Genomic DNA, 19,584 nt, shown 5'->3' with positions numbered 1-19,584 from the left:
AAATGGGGTTAAAAACGAAACGCTCCCGCACTTAAGTGAAGGAGCGTTTCGCATTTGCGCCCCATATCTGAGGAAGCGTTGGGGTGGTGGGATTACTTGGTGAGGGAGTCCACGTATTCCTGGTTCTCGCCGATCCACTTCTCAATGATCGCGGTGTAATCCTTGGTTGCTTCGCCGTTGAACATGGCGTTCTCCAACGAGGCCAGCGTCTTGGTGTCCATCTTGAAGTCCTTGAGCCACCCGTTCAGCGTGGGGTAGTCCTTCTCGAAGTCCATCCGGGAGAAGGTGTGGACGCCTTCGGCAGTACCCAAAAGACCCTTGGGATCCTTCAAGTCCTTGACCGGGAACGCGTCGTAGGCCCAGTGCGGGCGCCACAAGGTGACTGCGATGTTCTCGCCCTTGGTGGTGGCTGTCTTCAGCTCCGACAACATGGCAGGGGTGGAGGAGGTCAGGTATTCCATCTTGTCCAGGCCGTAGCCCGGGATGACCTTGTCCGTGGTGATTTCGGTCAGGCCGGCACCGGGCTCAATGCCAACAATCCTGTTGCCGAACTTATCCGCGTTGGCCGCCAGCTCGTCCAGAGAATCGATCGGGGCATCAGCATTGACGGAGATCGTCAGCTTGGCATCGTCATTCCAGGCGCCCAGATCGACGAGCTTGTCACCGTACTGTTCGATGTAGCTCTTGTGCGTAACAGGCAACCAGGTATCGAGGGCCACGTCATAGTCACCGGTGGACAGCCCAGAGTAGGCAGGGGCGACGTCGGCACTTTGCAGTTTGACGTCGTATCCCTTCTCATCAAGGATGACCTTCCACAGCTCGGAGGCCGCAATTCCTTCGTCCCAGCCGTTGAAGACGGCAATGGTGAGGTCTTGCTTGTCGCCGTTCTCCAGGGCCGCCCCCTGGCTACCCGTGCCGCAGGCACTCAAACCCAGGGCCAATGTTGCAGCAATGGCAGCTACACTCAAAAATTTCTTGTTCACGGTTCATTCCTTTCATTGGCAGCACTTAATGCATTGCTGCCGCGATTGGTTTGTAAAACTATGTTTTGCCCCTGTTGTGGGGCGTTACTGCTTGCTGCGTTTTTTGGTGGCGTTGGTGCCGAAGCTTGCCGTGACGCGGTCAAGGAAGATGGCCAGGATGACCACGGCAATGCCGGCCTCAAAGCCAAGTCCGGCGTCAATGCGGCTCAGACTGGCAACGACGTCTCCGCCCAAACCGCCGGCCCCGACCATGCCGGCAATGACCACCATGGACAGCGAGAGCATGATGACCTGGTTAACACCGGCCATAATGGTGGGGCGCGCCAGCGGTAGCTGAATCTGGCGCAAGATTTTGCTCGGGCTGGAGCCAAAGGCGTGCCCTGCCTCAACAACTTCCTTATCCACGCCGCGGATGCCCAGCTCAGTAAAGCGGACGCCAGGTGCCATCGAGAAGATGATCGTGGCCACAATGCCGGGGACCACGCCCACCCGGAACATGACAAGCGCGGGAATCAAATAAACCATGGCTGGCATGGTCTGCATAAAGTCCAATATGGGCTTGATGATGGCCGAGGCCCGATCTGAACGGGCCGCCCAGATACCCAGCGGGATACTGATGACAACGGCCACAACCGTGGCGATGACAACTAGTGCCAAGGAGTTCATGGCGTTCTCCCATTGGTTCACGCCAACAATCACGAGGAAGCCAGCTGCCGTACCAACACCTAACTTCCAGCCGCTCGCCCACCAGGCAATCGCGGCAAACACCACAATAATTGCCCAGTAAGGAGGGGCCTGCAGCAGCCACTCGAGTCCGTCATAGGCGCCAACAAGGACTGTCCGCACAAGAAGGAAGAAACCATCCAGCGTGGTTGTCAGCCAGTCAAGGCCCACTTCCACCCAGTCGCCCAGTGGGATCCTGAAATTCGCTTCCACTATGCGTCTCCTTCGGTTTTAGCCAGTGCATCGGTGACTACTTGTTTGGGGATCGGTGCCACGGCCGTATCCACCACGGGGAATTCACCCGTGGTTGAGGGAACGTTGCCCAAGGCTGCCAAGAGTGTGACTCTCGGCAAGGCACCCACGAGCCGTCCGGCGTCGTCCACCACAGGCAGCGGAATGGGGCTCTCCACAGCACGGCCGAAGAGATCGTTCAGTGCCGTGTCCGGGCTGACCGGTTCAATGCTCTTGCGGATGACGGAGTTCAGGTCGGAGCTGTGCGCCTCGACCTGCTTCATAACGTCACGGTCGCGGACGGTGCCCAGGTAATTACGACGGCGGTCCACCACAAAGGCGGCCGAAACCTGCAGGTCACGCATGGTGCGCAAGGCGTTTCGCGGGCCTCCGGAGAGGTTCACAACGGCAAGCGCGGGCTCCATTACGCCGCCGGCAGTGAGCACGCGGGTCCTGTCTACGTCCTGCACAAACGCGGCCACGTAGTCATTGGCCGGGCTGGTGAGGATCTCGTCCGGAGTACCGATCTGCACGATTTCACCATCACGCATGACGGCGATCCGGTCGCCCAGGAACATGGCCTCGTTGAGGTCGTGGGTGATGAAGATGATGGTCTTCTCCAGCTCGGACTGCAACAGCACCAGCTGTTCCTGCATTTCGCGGCGGATCAGCGGATCCAGTGCGGAGAATGCCTCATCCATGAGCAGGATGTCGGTTTCTGCGCTCAGGGCGCGGGCCAGGCCAACGCGCTGTTGCATGCCGCCGGAGAGCTCGCTGGGGTACTTGGCGCCCCAACCTTCAAGGCCCACCAAGTTCAGGACCTTCTCGGCACGGGCCAATCGATCAGCCTTGGCCACGCCCTGCACCTCAAGTGCGTAGGCGGCGTTTTCCAGGACGGTTCGGTGCGGCATGAGCGCAAAGTGCTGGAACACCATGGAGATTTTCTGCTGGCGAACGCGGCGCAGTTCCTTGTCGCTGATCTTGGAAATATCAGTCCCACCCACCACTACTGAGCCTTCGGTGGGGCCCATAAGCCATTGAGAGTGCGGATCAACGTGGATTTTCCGGAGCCCGAAAGCCCCATAACCACAAAGATCTCACCCTTTTTGACCTCAAAAGAGGCGTCGATGACGGCAGCCGTTCCCAGCGCGGTCAATTCATCGCGCTTCTTGCCGGCCTTGAGCCGCTTGATCACTTCGGCAGGTCGTTTGCCGAAGACCTTGTAAACATTGCTCACGCTCAGTGCAATGTCATTTTCAGTGCGCTGGAGCCCGGATTCGGGCGGAATGATTTGCGTCTCTGGTGTGACTTTGTCTGTGGATTCGTACACGTAGTACCCATCTACACGAAAGTTCAGGACCCGCTGTGGCAGGTCCTCAACGAGCGCGATTGGTGATCTCGTGCTGCAGGCGTTGTTACGCGTCAAACTCTTCGCTCCCCCGCACGCCCCGGCCGGGGCAGCAAGGAAAGACGGTCTTGCCTCTCAGGGGCAAGAATCGGGAAGCTATCCCTACCGCCAGTTCGACGGCCTGTGTCTGGCTGCCACTCCCCGGGGAACATGATTCGTCATGAACACGTACGTTGGTGGCAGTTGCCCGCAGGCTTGTCGGTCTACTGGTTCGCTTCCCACGCTAACAGAGACAATTTCGCTAAGGGCTGAATATGCCGGTTTTTGCCCGCATCCGAGCGACATCTCACACGCTGTGGCAGCGCGGCTATACGGCGAGGCAAGCGTTACAGTTTTGTAACCCTAGCCAAGCTCACAGATTCTGCGCTAGTGTCCCTCCCCACAGTTCCCTCCCCTCCGCCCCCTACCCCCGTCATCACGACACAGCCGTGCACCGCCTTTGAACGGCTTAACTTGATAGCTTGGAGGGGTGAAGATTGCTACCTGGAATGTGAACTCCCTGCGTGCCCGTGCCGACCGCGTCGAGGACTGGCTGCGCCGAACCGACGCGGATGTTCTGGCCATCCAAGAAACTAAATGCAAGGACGAGAACTTCCCCTGGGAGCTCTTTGAAAACAACGGCTACGAAGTGGCCCACTTTGGCTTCAGCCAGTGGAACGGCGTAGCCATCGCCTCCCGCGTTGGTCTCGACGATGTGGAACGGACGTTTTCCGGCCAGCCCGCCTTTGGCAAGGGCGGCAAGGATCCCGTCCAGGAGGCACGCGCCATCGCTGCCACCTGCAACGGTGTGCGCATCTGGAGCCTGTACGTGCCTAACGGACGCGCTCTGGACGACGAACATATGCCCTACAAACTGCAGTGGCTCGACGAGTTGAAGAACCAGGCCACCGGCTGGCTCACGGCAGATCCCACTGCCCAGATCGCGCTGATGGGTGACTGGAACATCGCACCTCAGGACGACGACGTCTGGGACATCGACTATTTCCGCACCCAAGGCCTGACCCACGTCAGCGAACCCGAGCGGGCAGCGTTCTCGGCGTTTGAAGCGGCAGGCTTTGCCGACGTCGTCCGTCCTTTGCATCCGGGCCCGGGCGTCTACACGTATTGGGACTACACCCAGCTGCGTTTCCCCAAAAAAGAGGGCATGCGCATCGACTTTACGCTGGCCTCACCGGCACTCGCCGCCCGCGTCATCGGCGCTGAAATTGACCGCGAGGAACGCAAAGGCAAGGGCGCCTCAGACCATGCCCCAGTCATTGTGGAACTGGGCTGAGCGTTGAGTAACGGGCTGTATTTGGGCGGGGTGCAACTCCCCTTCATCTCCAGCCTGCGCGTTTACTTACCCCGTGAGGCATATACGCTCTCGGAATTTGCCTACGTTGAGGGCCTGCGAACTCCCGAACAGAACGGGATCAGCGTCGATGCCGGCGAGCTGGCCGACTCACTTGACCGGGTGAGCCGGACCCTCCCCAACCCACTTCCGACGCCGGACGGAGACAGGGTGCGCGTGCTCACCATGGGTGCCGGGGAACCAACGTTGTACGCACCCAACCAGGTGGTGGCCCGCTCGATTGCCAGCGCCAGTGAACTGCTATCCGGCAACATGAAACAGCTGGCATCGCTGATTCTTCCCCAAGAACAATGGACGCGGCAGCTGGAGCACGCCTCGCAAGCAAGCCATCTCGAGCTGCCCATTCAAACCCGAAATTCTACCTGGGGCATCCCCTTCAGCTGGTTCATCCTGGTATATGCCAATGACCGCATGGAAGTAGTTGAAGCCAATGGCCGGGTCCTGACGGTGCGGATCCAGGTGCCGCTGGCCACTGCGCTGGGAAGAGTGGAGCGAACCCTCGGCATGCTGGCAGCCATGGCCCCGGAGCTGGACCTCTTTGAGGAACTCCAGGATTTGGGCCACTGGCTTGCCAGCTTCAATGACGCGGGCGTGGTGGAACTGGATTATGGTCCCGTGGCCCACCGAGTGCACCCAGATGACTCCCCCGCCGATGTACACATGGGGCTGGAGTGCCTGGCCGATGGGGACCTTACCGGCGCAGCCGCAGCCTACCGCCGGCTGGCAAACCGGTGGATGCCCGTGCGTCAGCTGGCTCGGGCCAACTAATCCCCAGCTCCTCCCTCCGCTCGCAAGCTCGCGTGGGGCCCTCGGAGCTGTGGGCCCAATCGGTCGTTGTGGGCCCACCAAAATGCCGCGATTGAACCCCGTGAAGCTACACGGAGCGTGCCGGCGGTGTAGTCGATTCGCGGTGGATGAGGGTAAACGGCATACTGCCTTCCAGGCTGGGGACCGTAAGCCCGTCAAGTTCGGCCAACAGCACCTGCGCTGCGAGCACCCCGTGCTGCAGGGGTTTTTGAGCAATGGTGGACAACCCGGCCGGTGCGGAGAAATCGTGGTCGTCAACGCCAATCACTGACAGGTCTTCGGGGATGCGGATGCCACGACGCCTGGCCTCAAACATCAGCCCAAGCGCCATTTCATCCGAGCCACAAAAGACGGCTGTGGGGCGCTCCCCCGATTGATCAAAGAGCCTGGCTGCTGCCGCGGCGCCCTGACCTACAGTGAAGTCGCCGGCTACATCCCATTCGGGGCGCAGTTCCAGCCCGGCAAAGCGCATGGTGGCCTCGAAGGCTCCCGCCCGCAAGGTCGGGACGACAAAGTTCTTCTCATCATTGATGCCACCCCGCAGATGCCCTATTCTCCTGTGCCCCAAGTCGATGAGGTGTTGAGTGGCGACAGCGGCAGCAGCCGAGTCATCCACGTGGACGCCGCGGCACCCCTCAACGGGGCCGCCCACCGAAATGATGGGAATGTTGATCCGCTGCAATTCCGCCAGTTCATTGACGGACAGGCCCAAACACATGACTACCATCGCGTCAATTTGCTTGCGCACCATTTGCTCGGTAAACCGGCGTTGTTGGCCGTGCATGTATCCGCCGAGACTGAACAGCAGGAGGTTGTATCCTTGTTTGCGCAGTTCTTGGTCGATACCCTCTAGTGCATTGGCAAAGTACCAGCGGTCAATGAACGGAACCAGTACTCCCACGGTTTTGGTCCGCCCAGTGGCCAATCGTGTGGCCGACGGCGACGGGACGTAACCCATTTCCCGAGCCACCGCCAACACCCGCTCACGGGTGGCCGGCTTGACTTTCGGCAAGCCCCTCAGCGCCCGAGACACAGTGGCGGTGGAGACCTCAGCGCGCGCAGCAACGTCATCAATGCTTACTCTCATGACTGCTCCTTGTTCATTCATCCCCGGCCGGGGTCAGCAGGCGGGCGCTTTGGGCTAGTGCGGCCGCCGCCCCCTCCTTTCCGGAAGTTTCCGGCGGAGCCTGATCATTCCCCACAGTCCCAAACAGACCAGCAATAATCCTATCGCCCACATGAGTGCTGGAGCCCCTGTCAGCTCCAGCCACAGTGTGACGGCAAAGAGCACCACCGCCCAAAAACCGAGAAACCCGATGATGATGTCAAAGTCCTCTGCACTTTTTTGTTTGCTGGTGGGGATGTGCAGAGCATTGGGCTTTTCCGGCTGCTTCCCCGTGGCTCGTGCCATGGCCTATTTCACCGCCCCTGCTGTTAGCCCGGCCACGATCTTACGTTGGAAGATCAGCACGAGGATGACCAGCGGAATGGTAACCACGGTGCCCGCCGCCATGACCGCCGTATAGGGTTCTTGGTGTGGTTGGGAGCCGGCAAAGTTGGCGATGGCTACCGTGACCGTTTGTGTGTCCTTGTTGGAGAGAATACTGGCAATCAAGTACTCGTTCCACGAGGCGATGAAAGCCAAGATAGCTGTGGTGAATACCGCCGGGGCCGCCAACGGCATGATGATCTTGCGGAACGCCTGACCCTGGGTGCACCCATCGATGCGGGCTGATTCCTCCAGCTCCCAAGGCATTTCCCGAAAGAAGGAGGTCAGCGTGTACACGGTCAGTGGCAGCACGAACGAGATGTTCGGAATGATCAGCGCCTGATAGGTGCCGTTCCAGCCAATGTTTCCAAACAGCTGGAACAACGGGGTTACGATCGCAACGCCCGGGAACATGGATGCTCCAAGGACCACGCCCAGCACCAAGAACTTGCCGCGGAATTTGAGCCGGGCCAGCGCGTAGGCGGCGAAAACACCGAACAGTAGGGCCACCAGTGTGGTCACCCCAGAGATGAACAGCGAGTTGAGCAGGGCCCGGTCAAGATGGTTTCCCAGTTGGGAGGAAAACGCTGTAGCGAAATTGTCCCAAGTGACATGTGAAAAGAAGGGGGTGGAATCAAAGGTGTAGCCAACGTCGCGGAAGGCGGTGACAATCATCCAGTAAAACGGCAACAGACACCAGATGACGATGACGGCGGCACTGATGTAGGTGCGCCCGTTGGACCAGTTCTCCCGGCGCCGGGCCACCGATTTAGCGGCAGCAGTGTGAGAATTCAGGGTTGCAGTTCTCGTGCTCATTTGGTTTTCCCCTTTGCCCCACCACTGGCGGACTCAACGGCGTTGGCTCCGAGGAAGCGCACAAAGATGAACGCCACGATGAAGATGATCAGGAAAGTGATGGTGGACAGGGCCGCGGCGGAATTGAAGCCGACCCTGATCTGGTTAACCACCAGGATGGACAGCGTGGTGGTCCCGTTGGCGCCGCCGGTCATGATGGCCGGCAGGTCGTACATGCGCAGGGCGTCAAGAACACGGAACAGGATGGCAACCATGAGCGCGGGCTTGACCAGCGGCAAGGTGATGAGTCGGAAGCGTTGCCACGCCGACGCGCCGTCGACCTTGGCCGCCTCATACACCTCGGCAGGGATCATTTGCAGCCCGGCCAGAATGAGCAGAGCCATGAACGGGGTTGTCTTCCAAATATCGGCAATGATGATCGCGGCCTGGGCAGGGCCTTGGCTGCCGGTCCACAAAATATCAGTATGGAAGATGGTGTTCACGATGCCGTCGAAAGCGAAGATGAAGAACCACAACTTGGCGGTGACTGCCGTAGGGATGGCCCACGGGACAAGCACCGCGGCTCGCACAATGCTCCGGCCGCGGAAGGTGCGTGCCATGATCACTGCCATCCAGAAACCCAGGATGGTTTCAAAGAAGACCGTGACGGCTGTGAAGAAGAAGGTGACGCCGGTGGCGCTCCAGAACTGGGCGCCCAACGTTCCGGGCGGGCAACTTGCGGTTCCCGCGGGGGTCTGACATTGCTGGAACAGCCAGTGGATGTAATTGGCCAAGCCGGCAAAGCCGCCGGCAACAAAACTTCCCGATACCGGGTCTAGCCCCTCATCTTGCTGGAAGGACATGACGATCGCGTTGATCACCGGGTACAGAATGACGATGGCCAGCACAATAAGCGTGGGGGCAATCAATAGAGTCGCCGCTCGCCCTTGAGTCTTTTCCTTCCGGTCAGCACCGACTTCCTTGTTCCCACCGCCCTTGAGAGCTGTTTTTCGACCGGGCAGTGACCCCGGTTCAAGTTGTGTAGACACGCTGTTTTCCTTTCACCACGACTTTGTGTGGCATCACGCGCTCGGTGATGCGAAGGCCTGCACTGCGGTGTTCCCGGCGTGGTTGACCACTACCAGGAACACCGCAGCGAGCACTTTTCAGGGCTACTTTGACCCGGCAGCTGAAATGGCCGCCTGCATGTCTGTCATAGCCTGATCAACACTCTTCGTGCCGCTGATGGCAGCAAAGCTGTTCTGCTGGATTGCCTGGGTCACGGCCGGGTAGAAAGGTGTCACGGGACGCGGCACAGCGTTTTGGATGGAGGTCAGCAGGACCGGTAGGTACGGCAGCTTCGCCACGAGCGCCGGATCCGTGTAGAGGCTTTCCGTCACCGGGGCCAGAGATCCTTGGGTTGCATAGAACTTCTGAGTCTCTGCGCTGGTCATGAAAGCCACGAAGTCCTTCGCCGTGGCCTTGTGCTTGGAATCAACACTGACAGCCAAGCTGTGCCCGCCCAGAGAGGATGCGCCTGCGCCGGTCTTGCCGGGCAGCGGTGCGATGCCAAAGGTGTCCTTGACCTTGGAGGAGCCGTCGGTCTTCGCCAAGTTGTATACATACGGCCAGTTGCGCAGGAACAACAATTTTCCATCCTGGAAGGAGGCCCGGCCCTGCTCTTCCTGATAGGTCACAGCCTGCTTGGGAATGTTGCCGTCCTTGTAGGCCTGGACCAGGTTGTTCAGCCCGGCCTTTGCCTCGGCGGTGTCAACCGTGGCCTTGCCATCCTTGTCAACGATGGTGCCGCCGGCGGTATTGATGGCCTCTGCAACATTCACCGTCAAGCCCTCATACTGGGCAAACTGCCCGGCATAGCAGTCGATGCCCTTTTCCTTGGCGATGGAGCACATGCCCATCATCTCCTCCCATGTCTTGGGCGGGGTGGGAACCAGGTCCTTGCGGTAGTACAGGATCCCGCCGTCGGAAGTCTGCGGTGCGGCGTACAGGGTGTCCTTGTAGGTGGCCGCTGCCACCGTCGCCGGCAGGAAGCCGGTGGTGTCAATGGCCATCTTGTCCTTCAGAGGCTGCAGCCAGCCCTTGGCGGCAAACTCAGCCGTCCACACCACGTCAACACTGGCAACGTCATAGTCACCGTTCTTGGCCTGGAAGCGCTGGACAAGGTCATCGTGCTGCTGATCAGCCTTGTCCGACTGCTCATTGAAAGTAACCTTCTCATCCTTATGGGCCGCGTTCCACTTATCCACCAAGGGCCGAATCACATCGGAATTGTCCTTGCCCTGGACGTAAGTGATAGGACCGCGAGCATCAAGGTTTTCCGAAACTGCACCGCCACCACCGGTTGTCCCGCCACCAGTCCCGCCGCTACAGGCAGACAGTGCCAGTGTGAGTGTCGCGGCAACTGCCAGCGGCAGGTACATCTTTGTAATCTTGGTTCCCATGTTCATTCTCCTAAGTGAAAAATCCCCAAGTGGCAGCGCCTAGCTCATGGCGCTGCATAGAGTGGTGTAGCCCACACTAATAAGCTGTGATGCAATAGTGCAAGCGCTTACACAAATTCGTTACCGTTTTGTTTCAGGAGGAACAACGTGACAACTTTTCAGCCCGCAGCAGCCAAGCCCTGGTGGTCCAGTGCCGTGATATACCAGATTTACCCGCGTTCCTTTGCAGATGCCAATGGTGACGGCATGGGCGATCTGCCCGGAATTTCCGGGAAATTGGGGTACTTGGCAGACCTGGGTGTGAATGCTGTTTGGTTGTCGCCGTTCTACGTTTCGCCGCAGGCTGACGCCGGGTATGACGTGGCTGATTACCGCCGGATTGACCCCTTGTTTGGTGACTTGGCTGATTTTGATGAAATGTTGCGTAAGGCTCACGGACTGGGGCTGCGCGTCATCGTTGACCTTGTCCCCAACCACACCTCCGACGAGCATGTGTGGTTTCAGGAGGCACTCGGATCCCCTGCAGGTTCGGCAGCCCGGAACCGTTACATCTTCCGTGACGGAAATGGTGTCAACGGCAATGAGCCGCCGAACAATTGGCGTTCAATTTTCGGCGGCAAGGCGTGGACGCGGCTCATGGAAAACGGAGTGCCGGGCCAGTGGTACCTGCATCTTTTTGATACCAAGCAGCCGGATCTGAACTGGGAAAACCCGGAAGTCCACGATGAAATGGAGTCCGTGCTGCGGTTCTGGCTGGACCGTGGAGTGGACGGCTTCCGCGTGGATGTGGCGCATGGAATGGTCAAGGCTGCCGGCCTTCCGGACTGGGATGGGCACTCCACTATGGTCTCCGGCGATGAGAGCGGCACGGAAGCAGGCACGGATCAGGATCATCAGCAGAAGCCTGCCATAGACCCGCCGTCGCCGTTCTTCGATCAGGACGGCGTACACGAGATCTACCGCGCCTGGAACCTGATACTGAAGGAGTACGACGGCGACCGCATGCTGGTTGCCGAGGCCTGGGTTGAGCAGCCAGAAAGGTTGGCCTTGTATGTTCGTCCGGACGAGATGCAGCAAGCGTTTAACTTTGAGTTCCTACTGGCCGGCTGGGATGCCGAACGCATCACCGCGGCGGTGGATAGTTCGCTCGCCGCAAACGCCTCCGTTGGTGCGCCCACCACGTGGGTTCTCTCCAACCACGACACCGTCCGCCATCCGTCCCGTTTTGGGTTGACGGACCCCACAACGTTCCCGAAGGGGATCAGCGCTGAGGACGAACAGCCCAATGAAGCCTTGGGCCTGGCCCGCGCCTGTGCCGTCACTCTTCTGATGCTTGCCCTTCCGGGCTCGGCATATCTGTACCAAGGCGAGGAACTCGGCCTGCCCGAGCATACAACCTTGGATGCGTCGGTGAGGCAGGATCCGGCATTTTTTCGAACGCATGGGGTTGAGCGCGGCCGCGATGGCTGCCGGGTTCCGCTTCCGTGGGAGGCGGCAGCGCCGGGGCATGGCTTCAGTTCAGCCGCGACGGTCGATGGGCCAGCCGCCCCTCCATGGCTGCCTCAACCAGAATCCTTTGCGCGCTGCGCCGCGGACGTGCAGAGCAGAACAACCGGTTCTACCCTTGAGCTGTACCGCAACGCGCTGGCGCTGCGCTCGGCGCATCGTCTTGGCGCGGGGACGCACGAATGGTCCCCGGAACACCAACCGAAGTCCGGAATCGTCGCGTTTAGCAATGGGGCAATTTCCGTCTTGGCGAACGTAGGCCGTATTCCGGTAGCAATACCTGAAGGAGCACGCGTGATTCTGGCCAGCGGACCGGATGCAATATCCAACACCATGTTGGCACCAAACTCGGCCGTCTGGATCACCACGTAACTCCGGAGGCAAGAGAAGAGGGGCGGCGAACGTGAGTACGTTCGCCGCCCCTCTTCAACGAGACTAGTTACTTGTCGTGCTTGAAGATGCCGGCAATCTTGGCGCCAAGACCCTTGGCGTGCTCCACAGCATCCCCCGCGAATTCCTTCACGTTCTCGGCAGCGTCCTCAGCGAACTCCTTGATGTTCTCCGTGGCGTCACCGGCGAAGTCTTTGAGGTTTTCCGTTGCGTCAGCCGCTACATCCTTGGCCTTGCTGGCTGCGTCTCCGGCGAAGTCCTTGACGTTTTCCACAGCGTCAGCGGCGAAATCCTTGGCCTTGTCTACTGCCTCTGCGCCGTTGCCTGCATTGTTTTCAGTCATGATGCCTTCCTTAATGCTTTGCTATGGGCCCCCAAGCGAGCAATTCTCAGGGGTAATGATGAAACGAGACTAGCGGACTCGTTCAGCTTTGGTGAACCGTGACCTCGCACCGCTTCCAATGCTCAGGAGAACCGGAATTTCAAAGCCCAGCAGCTCATCCAACGCCGCAACCAGATCCGCGATCTCACCGGCCACCTTGTGGGGTGAGACTCCTTGGCGGGGCAAAACCCGTACCTTGATAGCCGTCTGTCGCCGGAAGTCATAACTTGTCACAGTGACGCCCACAAGGTCAGTGCGCTCCATCAGCGCACTCTTGAGGGCATGCTCGGCCACAGCGCAACTGAGCTTAACCGCTCCGGCGGCTCCGTCGTCGTCCGCGTTTCCTTGATAGTCCAGCAACGTGCTGGCCCGCCCCTTGCCCTGATTGCCAATCCAAGAAATCATCACGATCGCCACCAGCAGGAAGAACACCGCCACGGCCAGCCAAATCCAACTCTGGGAGGTCAGCAGCAGCCGCGTGTGAGCCTCCACGTCCAGCAACCAGTCCAGCTGCGCCTGCGCGTAACCCTGCCACCAGCGGGCCGCAGCGGGGCTCACGGCAAGAACGCCCGCTCCCGCCCCTGCAACGAGCAAGACCAGCCCAATCACGCTCAGCAGGAACCTATTGAGGGCTCTCGGTGTGCCGTTCATACGCCAATCACCCCACTGTCAGCTAGTTTTACGCTCACGGACGGCACGGGGTTCAAGCCCATGTCAGCCACCTGCGCCTCCACAGCGCCTTGGATCTGCGATTCAGACAAGGGAATCCCGGAGGTGGGCCGCACATTGACCTGCACCTGGCGGGCAGAAACTACCACCATGACCTGTTCTCGGGTCACCCCGGCGGCAACACGCGCAGTTTTGGCGAGAGCAGAGGCAACCACTTCATCGTCCACCACTATGGCAACTCGAGGATGACTGATTATGTGCCGAGCACGCCGGCCAGGCAGGATCCCGTGGCACAAGAAGATCAGACCAAAAAGGGCCAGCAGCACCCCGGCTGCGGCCAGAAGCGCCCGCGGGGTATCGCCGGGGAGATCGGCAATCCATTGCAACATCATTCCGGGACTGGCAAGCCACGTGGGCTGACCCAAGGCGGCCAGCATCGACTCCAGCATGAAGTATAGGGCGGCAACGGCCACCACAAAGGCGGCAATGACCGCGGCACCGGACCGGGCAGAATGCGTCTCCCGGCGCAGAATGTGCCGGTCCAAGTCCTGCGGACGTTCTTGAGTCGGGCCGCTCACAAAACCCTCCCCTCTTCGCGCACCAGCAGCCCAGAAATCCGGACGTCAACGCGGCTCAGGCGCGAGCCGCTCAGGTGTTCAACCTGCGTCAGGATACTGGCTTTGGCTGCCGTTGCACGGGCGAGGACACTGCCCCCGACCTGCTTGAGCCGATCGGGATCCCGGCTGACCGCACTCAAGGGTGGGGCGCCCATGGGCGAGGAAATAGATAAAGCCAAGAATCCGTCGTCGTCATTCCAGCTGACCCGCACTTGGGTGGGAGGGACGGCCAGAATCTGCGCCGCCGCAGCCTTCGCAACCGAGCTCAGCGCCTGCGTGCTGATGCGGTTGTGGCCGGCAAGATCGCGTGCGGGCACCAGTTCCTCACTCACGACGACGAGCGGCGGCCCGTGAGCGCATCAAGAGCACCGCGCCAATCAAGTTTTCCGCTGGCGGCTCGGCCTACAAAGGCGCCCACAGCGATGAAGAGTGCGCTGATAATAAAGCCCCAGAAGCCAAAGGCGAAGGCCATGAATGCCAGGAACGCACCAAATGCTGCACAAACAACACTGAGATTCACAGTTGTTCCTCTGTTTCTGTTGACGCGATGCTATGAGCCGGCGTCGCGGCAGCTGTTGGGGTTGCTGTTGGGGTTGCTGCAGACTTTGCACTACTCAAACGGTCCGAAAGCCGGGATTTGGGGGCAGGCTTTTCCGCGTCAGCGGATGGGATGAACACATCCGTAATTTCAATGTTCACCTCAATGACATCGCGGCCTACCAGTTCCTCCACTGCCGTGTAGACCGTTGCCCGAACCGTATTGGCCAGCGTTTGGAGCGGGTAACCGTATTCGGCCATCAGCACCAGATCGACGGCCACTTGGGACTCGCCAACTTCAACCCTGACGCCCTGGGTGAGATCGGTAGCGCCCACCACTTCGCGGATGGCTCCAATGGAACGTGAAGCACCCGAACCGAGCGCATGCACGCCCGGTACGCTGCGGGCTGCAATGCCAACCACCTTGGCCACAGCCGTTTCGGCAATGACTGTTCGTCCTTCGCCTACGGTGAGGTTGGTGGGAGCAGAATTACCTGTTGCTAAGTCGTGCGAGTCCATCAACGCGCCCTTTCTGTTTCCTTTACGGTAAGCCTATTCACCGAAAAGTTGGGGGGCAACGCCGCGGGCCCCCACCTCGGCTAGCTGCAGTACAGAAAACCTCTGCCGTTACTGGCCGCCGCAATTCTTATCAACCCATGCGCCAATAGGCTCCATGGCCGTTTTGAACTTGTTTTCATCGAACGCCTTGCCGTCCACAGCAGTCTCATTGACAACCTTCAAAAGGTTTTCCAGATCTCCCTTGAGCTCAGCCGGGACCTTCTTCATGGACTCTTTCACCTGATCGGCCAGCTTCCGGGTGTTTTCACCGCCTGAATCGAACTTGGACAGGAGCGCCAAGGTGCTGCCTGCCAAGACCACCGCCGTGACACTCAGACATGCCTCGGCATTACCTGTCAGCCCGCCCAGATCAGGAACTAAGCCACCAGCGGCTCCCTCGGACGGAACCGGGTCTCGCTGCTGATCCTGCGCGTCACTGGTTTGGCTGGTCGAGGAGCCCCCTCCTGAACTGCCAGCGTCCGGGATCAAGGAGCAACCGGTACTCACCATGGACGTCAGGAGCAAAGCTGCCAGCAAGCCGAACAATCTCCGCATGGTTTTTGTCATCTGCACGAGGACCCCTAAGTTTCTTCCGCCATTGGCGGAGCGCTTCCGAACTTCTCATGGTCATTGTGACACAGGACATCATGCTGCTCTGCTGACGGCGGCGATATCGTTGTCATTGGCATGGGCGTTGGCATTGCGAAGTCAGTCCGAAGTTGAGCTGGACCGGATTATGAATGAGCAGAACGCTTAAAACAAGAAAGACCCCTTATTTCTAAGGGGTCTTGCTGGTGGCTCCGACCGGCGTCGATCCGGTGACCTTTCGATTTTCAGTCGAACGCTCTACCAACTGAGCTACAGAGCCTTGGTGATCTGAAAATATCGTCACCAGATCTTCTTGAACCATCCAAGAAAACCATAGCGACCCTGACGGGACTCGAACCCGCGACCTCCGCCGTGACAGGGCGGCGCGCTAACCAACTGCGCTACAGGGCCATACATTTACTGCTTTTATTTCTCTCACACGTTTGCGTGATTTTCACGAGTAATAGCGTACCAGCATTTTTTCATCCGGTTTACCACTCACTCGCAAGTACCCCCAACGGGATTCGAACCCGTGCCGCCGCCGTGAAAGGGCGGTGTCCTAGGCCGCTAGACGATGGGGGCCTAGTCATCCTTTTTGCCTCGGCGTCGTTTCCAGCGCCTCGGTTCCAAGTGGACTCCAAAAACTATAGGGCCTATTTGCCCAGAACACAAAACGAGGATCCGCCAAGCGGCTCGGACTGGCTAAAAACAGCCCTCTTTGACCCCTGGGGGCGCCTCCCCGGAACCCAAAAACCCCGTGTTTTCGCGATAGTTGAACTAGGATTGAGTCATGCATCACAACCCCCTGTCTGGCATCCCATCCTTCGCCCCATTCAGCATGGGCGAGGAGGAATTCGATGCTGCCGTACAAGCGGCACTGACGCAGATCCCCGCACGCGTCCGCGCTGAAATGGACAATGTGGCCATCTTTATCGCCGACGATTACGAGCCGGCCCCTGGCGAACATCCGGATACCGTCCTGCTTGGCCTCTATGAGGGGACTCCACTAACCGAGCGTGATTCCTGGTGGGACGCCGGCTCCCTGCCTGACCGCATCACCATTTTTCGCCAGCCCATTCTGGATATCTGCCGCAGCCGCGATGAGGTCATTCATGAGGTCACCGTGACAGTGGTTCACGAGATTGCCCACCACTTCGGCATCAGCGACGAGCGGCTACACGAGCTCGGCTGGGGCTAAATGACACTGTTGTGGTTTATGTGACTGGTGTTTTTCGTGTTGCCAAAGCATTCTGCGGGGCCGTAGGGTCTGGATAGCTGGGTAAATGCGCCGTGAGTCAACAGCCTCCGGCTTGCGCTCTTAGTGAGCTACAGCATTTACCACCCGACCTGCAGTGAGGCTTCTGGATGAGTATGCGCTTTTTGGTTCGTGGCACCGCCACTTTGGCTTGTGTCACTTTGGCTTCTGCCGCCCTGCTCTCCCCCGCTACGGCCTCCCCACAGGCATTTAGCACAAGTGCATTAAGTTCGACGGCGTTCCAAAAGTTCGCCCCGCTTCCCCACCTTCCCGCCATCCCGAGTGAAGACGAGATCGCCAAGGCCAAGACCTCCGAAGCAGCCACAGCCGCAGCGGCCTCCGAACTGGAAGCCATCCTCAGCTCTGCAAATGACCGTCTGCAGGCCACCAGCATGGCCGCGTTGGGCGCCAGCGATGCCTACACAGAGGCTCTGGTGGTGTTGTCGCAGCGCCAAGCCGAAGCGGAAACAACGAAAGCAAAATCGGACGCTGCCCGTACCGCTAATTCAGAGGCCAAGACGGCGTTGGGGCAGTTGGCTGGTGATCTATACAAGTCCGGCGGGATGGGACTGAGTGTTCAGACACTGGTCACCAGCGAAGACAGCGATGATGCCCTATACAAGGCGTCCACCCTCATGGCTCTGAGTTCCAATCGGGCCAATACCTTCGCCTCGGCCGAGTCCGCTGCCTCAACCTCGGCAGCACTGGATGCTCAAGCACTGGCTGCAAGCACCGCCGCCAAGGAGGCCACGGAAACGGCCGAGTCCTCCCGGGCTTTGGCCCAAAGCGCGGCCGATGCTCAGGCCACCGTAGTGGCTGACAACCAATCTCAACGCGATGTCTTGTTGCAGCGGTTGGCGAGTTTGCACAACACCACCGTGGCCTTGGAAGGCGCTAGGGTTGACGCCCTGGCCCAGAAAGCCCGCGACGAGGCGCTCAAGGAGCAGATTGCAGCGTCCAAGGATGCGCCGGCACCAGTGCAGCCCCCGGCAACCGACACCACGCCGGCCGTGATTCCCGCAGTTCCTAAGGCTCCAGCAGCACCGGCGCCAAAGCCGGTGAGCCCCGCACCGAAGCCGGTGAGCCCCGCGCCGCAGCTGCCGAAGCCTCCTGTCACGCAAGCTCCAAAACCACCGGTCGTTCAGACTCCCCAACCTCCTGTCGCACCGGCACCAGCGCCAGCACCAGCGCCGAAACCGGTGGTACCTCCCAAGCCGCCAGTGATCAAGCCACCCGTTGCACCGTCGGGTAGCTACACCAAGGTCATGGTCAACTACGCCATGTCCAAGATTGGCAGCCGGTATCAATGGGGCGGCAACGGACCCAACGCCTTTGACTGTTCCGGCCTAGTCCAGCAGGCCTTTGCCGCTGCCGGAAAGTCAGTTCCGCGCCAGGGCTCGGACCAGTTCTGGGCCGCTCCGCTCCGGGTGCCACTGTCCCAGATGCAATACGGTGACCTGCTGGTCTTCAACGAAGACGGCAATGGCCGATTCAGCCACGTCGCCATTTACATTGGCAATGGCCAGGTGGTCCAGGCGCTGAATGAAAGCCAGCCCGTGGCCGTCACACGGTTGTCGGACATGGTCCCCAACTACATGACGCTGTACCCCTACGCAGCTAGGTACTGACGCAGCTAGCCCGCACAAATGCCGTGAGCCGTGGTGCTCTCCCGCAGAGGAGAGGACCACGGCTCACGGCATTACCAGGATCTACCGGCGGCTCAAGCCTGCAGCAGCGGACCAAAGGCAGATCGGTCATCCTGACGGGGATCTTCCCTGTCCCGGACCACCATGATGGGGCCCTTGGCATGGTGCCGTACGCCGTCGGTGGTGGAGCCGAGCATCATGCCCGCGAAACCGCCCCGGCCACGAGTTCCCATGACCACAAGTTCCGTGGTTTCGGTAGCCTTGACGAGTTCTTCGACGGCGGACCCCTCCAGCAACTGGACCTCAATGGGCAGTTTCGGGAAGTGGTTGCGCAGCCATTTTTCACCGGCATCAAGCTGGAGCCGGATCTCAGCAAACAGCGCCTCGCGATCCACCGGCGCAGGCAACCAGGCCAGCGATCCGGTGTAGGGCTGGACAGCGCAGATGATCCGCAGGGAGCAGCCAGCTCGCTGCGCCTGTTCGGCTGCCACAAGAACTGCATAGCGGGCCTGATCTGAACCATCCACGCCCACAGTGACGACTTTTTCAATCTCAACGCCGGACTTCCCAGGGCCCGCCTCCAGCCGCGGAGCACAGCTCAGGGGCACGGTCACGGTGGGGCATTTCGCGTGGGCCGGCAGTGCGGAACTGACGCTACCCAAAAGCCTGCCTATGAAACCACCCCTGCCGCGCGAGCCAAAGACTAGCAGTTCGGCAGTTTCACTCAGTTCCAGAAGGACGCCTGCGGCGTCGCCGTTTTCGACCCGGGCGTCCATCTCAATGTCGAGGTGGGCCACCGTGGCGGCAGATTCGCGAAGGACAGCCTCGGCACCTTGGCGGATGACGTCGTCGTCCACGGTTGCGTAACCGCCGTCGAGACCCGAGGCAGCAAAGATGGGCACGGTGTAGGCAGTGACCAGATGCAGCGGAACTTTGCGCAATTTGGCTTCCCGAGCCGCCCAAATCAAGGCGCAATTACTCTGCTTGGATCCATCGATTCCCACCACAATCCCAGTTGGTGCGGGGATGGGTTCGTGCGCTGCGTCTTGGGGTGATTGCTCTTGGCTGGACATGATGCGCCTCCTAGTTCGTACGTACCGGAGAGACCAAAAAACATCGAATGCCTCACCGTCGCGGCCTGTACTTGTGACTATTGCGGGTTCAGTGATGCACGTCAAGTTGCTGTG

19 protein-coding genes, 3 tRNA genes and 2 pseudogenes are annotated in these 19,584 nt (G+C 59.8%); 5 read left to right on the top strand and 19 right to left on the bottom strand.

The window, feature by feature from the left end; genetic code table 11:
• Positions 1-92: 92 nt before the first annotated feature.
• The 3 genes and pseudogenes from AS189_RS03625 to AS189_RS03615 form a co-directional block, all read right to left on the bottom strand.
• Positions 93-983 carry a glycine betaine ABC transporter substrate-binding protein gene (locus AS189_RS03625; protein ID WP_062286375.1) on the bottom strand — a complete coding sequence of 297 codons (891 nt, stop codon included), beginning with the start codon at positions 981-983 and terminating at the stop codon, positions 93-95.
• 84 nt (positions 984-1,067) lie between these two features.
• Complete coding sequence (locus AS189_RS03620; protein ID WP_062286374.1) at positions 1,068-1,919, bottom strand: ABC transporter permease; 852 nt, start codon at positions 1,917-1,919, stop codon at positions 1,068-1,070.
• Positions 1,919-3,129 (bottom strand): annotated as a pseudogene (locus tag AS189_RS03615) (quaternary amine ABC transporter ATP-binding protein). Before AS189_RS03615 ends, AS189_RS03620 begins: the two are co-directional and overlap by 1 nt.
• Before the next feature lie 685 nt (positions 3,130-3,814).
• On the opposite strand from AS189_RS03615, the gene AS189_RS03610 reads away from it, so the two are divergent.
• Positions 3,815-4,618 carry an exodeoxyribonuclease III gene (locus AS189_RS03610; RefSeq protein WP_062286373.1) on the top strand — a complete coding sequence of 268 codons (804 nt, stop codon included), beginning with the start codon at positions 3,815-3,817 and terminating at the stop codon, positions 4,616-4,618.
• 3 nt (positions 4,619-4,621) lie between these two features.
• Complete coding sequence (locus AS189_RS03605) at positions 4,622-5,464, top strand: hypothetical protein (RefSeq protein ID WP_062286372.1); 843 nt, start codon at positions 4,622-4,624, stop codon at positions 5,462-5,464.
• Between the two features lie 106 nt (positions 5,465-5,570).
• Here AS189_RS03605 and AS189_RS03600 read toward each other — a convergent pair whose 3' ends face one another.
• From AS189_RS03600 to AS189_RS03580, 5 genes are all read right to left on the bottom strand, one after another.
• The gene (locus AS189_RS03600) at positions 5,571-6,590 is read right to left on the bottom strand and encodes a LacI family DNA-binding transcriptional regulator (RefSeq protein ID WP_237759961.1); all 1,020 of its coding nucleotides are present in this window, start codon (positions 6,588-6,590) and stop codon (positions 5,571-5,573) included.
• Between the two features lie 54 nt (positions 6,591-6,644).
• Positions 6,645-6,914, bottom strand: coding sequence for a hypothetical protein (locus tag AS189_RS03595; protein WP_062286370.1), 270 nt, complete (start codon positions 6,912-6,914; stop codon positions 6,645-6,647).
• Positions 6,915-6,917: 3 nt separating this feature from the next.
• Positions 6,918-7,808: a carbohydrate ABC transporter permease gene (locus AS189_RS03590; RefSeq protein WP_062286369.1), complete on the bottom strand. Its 891-nt coding sequence runs from the start codon at positions 7,806-7,808 to the stop codon at positions 6,918-6,920.
• Complete coding sequence (locus AS189_RS03585) at positions 7,805-8,836, bottom strand: carbohydrate ABC transporter permease (RefSeq protein ID WP_062286368.1); 1,032 nt, start codon at positions 8,834-8,836, stop codon at positions 7,805-7,807. The genes AS189_RS03590 and AS189_RS03585 overlap by 4 nt, the downstream gene beginning before the upstream one ends.
• Before the next feature lie 123 nt (positions 8,837-8,959).
• Positions 8,960-10,249, bottom strand: a complete 1,290-nt coding sequence (locus tag AS189_RS03580) for an ABC transporter substrate-binding protein (protein ID WP_062286367.1) — start codon at positions 10,247-10,249, stop codon at positions 8,960-8,962.
• Between the two features lie 246 nt (positions 10,250-10,495).
• Here AS189_RS03580 and AS189_RS03575 point away from each other — a divergent pair, with 246 nt between their 5' ends.
• Entirely contained in the window at positions 10,496-12,127 is a 1,632-nt protein-coding gene (locus tag AS189_RS03575) for a glycoside hydrolase family 13 protein (protein ID WP_062292871.1), read from the top strand.
• Between the two features lie 67 nt (positions 12,128-12,194).
• Here AS189_RS03575 and AS189_RS03570 read toward each other — a convergent pair whose 3' ends face one another.
• The 10 genes and pseudogenes from AS189_RS03570 to AS189_RS03525 form a co-directional block, all read right to left on the bottom strand.
• Positions 12,195-12,488, bottom strand: a complete 294-nt coding sequence (locus AS189_RS03570; protein WP_062286366.1) for a hypothetical protein — start codon at positions 12,486-12,488, stop codon at positions 12,195-12,197.
• Positions 12,489-12,557: 69 nt separating this feature from the next.
• Positions 12,558-13,178, bottom strand: coding sequence for a hypothetical protein (locus AS189_RS03565; protein ID WP_062286365.1), 621 nt, complete (start codon positions 13,176-13,178; stop codon positions 12,558-12,560).
• Positions 13,175-13,774: a DUF6286 domain-containing protein gene (locus AS189_RS03560; protein WP_062286364.1), complete on the bottom strand. Its 600-nt coding sequence runs from the start codon at positions 13,772-13,774 to the stop codon at positions 13,175-13,177. Before AS189_RS03560 ends, AS189_RS03565 begins: the two co-directional genes overlap by 4 nt.
• Positions 13,771-14,145 carry a hypothetical protein gene (locus AS189_RS03555; RefSeq protein ID WP_062286363.1) on the bottom strand — a complete coding sequence of 125 codons (375 nt, stop codon included), beginning with the start codon at positions 14,143-14,145 and terminating at the stop codon, positions 13,771-13,773. The genes AS189_RS03560 and AS189_RS03555 overlap by 4 nt, the downstream gene beginning before the upstream one ends.
• Positions 14,142-14,333: a hypothetical protein gene (locus AS189_RS03550; protein WP_062286362.1), complete on the bottom strand. Its 192-nt coding sequence runs from the start codon at positions 14,331-14,333 to the stop codon at positions 14,142-14,144. The genes AS189_RS03555 and AS189_RS03550 overlap by 4 nt, the downstream gene beginning before the upstream one ends.
• Before the next feature lie 122 nt (positions 14,334-14,455).
• A pseudogene (locus tag AS189_RS03545) lies at positions 14,456-14,869 on the bottom strand (Asp23/Gls24 family envelope stress response protein); the annotation flags it as partial.
• Positions 14,870-14,977: 108 nt separating this feature from the next.
• Positions 14,978-15,481, bottom strand: a complete 504-nt coding sequence (locus AS189_RS03540; protein ID WP_129587140.1) for a hypothetical protein — start codon at positions 15,479-15,481, stop codon at positions 14,978-14,980.
• 219 nt (positions 15,482-15,700) lie between these two features.
• Positions 15,701-15,776, bottom strand: a tRNA-Phe gene (locus AS189_RS03535).
• A gap of 57 nt (positions 15,777-15,833) precedes the next feature.
• Positions 15,834-15,907 (bottom strand) — tRNA-Asp (locus AS189_RS03530).
• A gap of 98 nt (positions 15,908-16,005) precedes the next feature.
• Positions 16,006-16,078 (bottom strand) — tRNA-Glu (locus tag AS189_RS03525).
• Between the two features lie 208 nt (positions 16,079-16,286).
• Here AS189_RS03525 and AS189_RS03520 point away from each other — a divergent pair.
• Both AS189_RS03520 and AS189_RS03515 read left to right on the top strand, forming a co-directional pair.
• Entirely contained in the window at positions 16,287-16,694 is a 408-nt protein-coding gene (locus AS189_RS03520; RefSeq protein WP_062286360.1) for a metallopeptidase family protein, read from the top strand.
• A 167-nt stretch (positions 16,695-16,861) separates the two neighbouring features.
• Positions 16,862-18,379 (top strand): NlpC/P60 family protein, encoded by a 1,518-nt coding sequence (locus tag AS189_RS03515; protein WP_129587139.1) that lies wholly within the window; start codon positions 16,862-16,864, stop codon positions 18,377-18,379.
• A 92-nt stretch (positions 18,380-18,471) separates the two neighbouring features.
• Here AS189_RS03515 and AS189_RS03510 read toward each other — a convergent pair whose 3' ends face one another.
• Positions 18,472-19,470: a universal stress protein gene (locus AS189_RS03510; RefSeq protein ID WP_062286358.1), complete on the bottom strand. Its 999-nt coding sequence runs from the start codon at positions 19,468-19,470 to the stop codon at positions 18,472-18,474.
• Positions 19,471-19,584 lie beyond the last annotated feature (114 nt).

Origin of the sequence: Arthrobacter alpinus (genome assembly GCF_001445575.1) — a bacterium.
Taxonomy (GTDB): Bacteria; Actinomycetota; Actinomycetes; order Actinomycetales; family Micrococcaceae; genus Specibacter; species Specibacter alpinus_C.
Note: the sequence above shows the minus strand (reverse complement) of the source record. Positions and strands in the feature narration are given on the sequence as shown.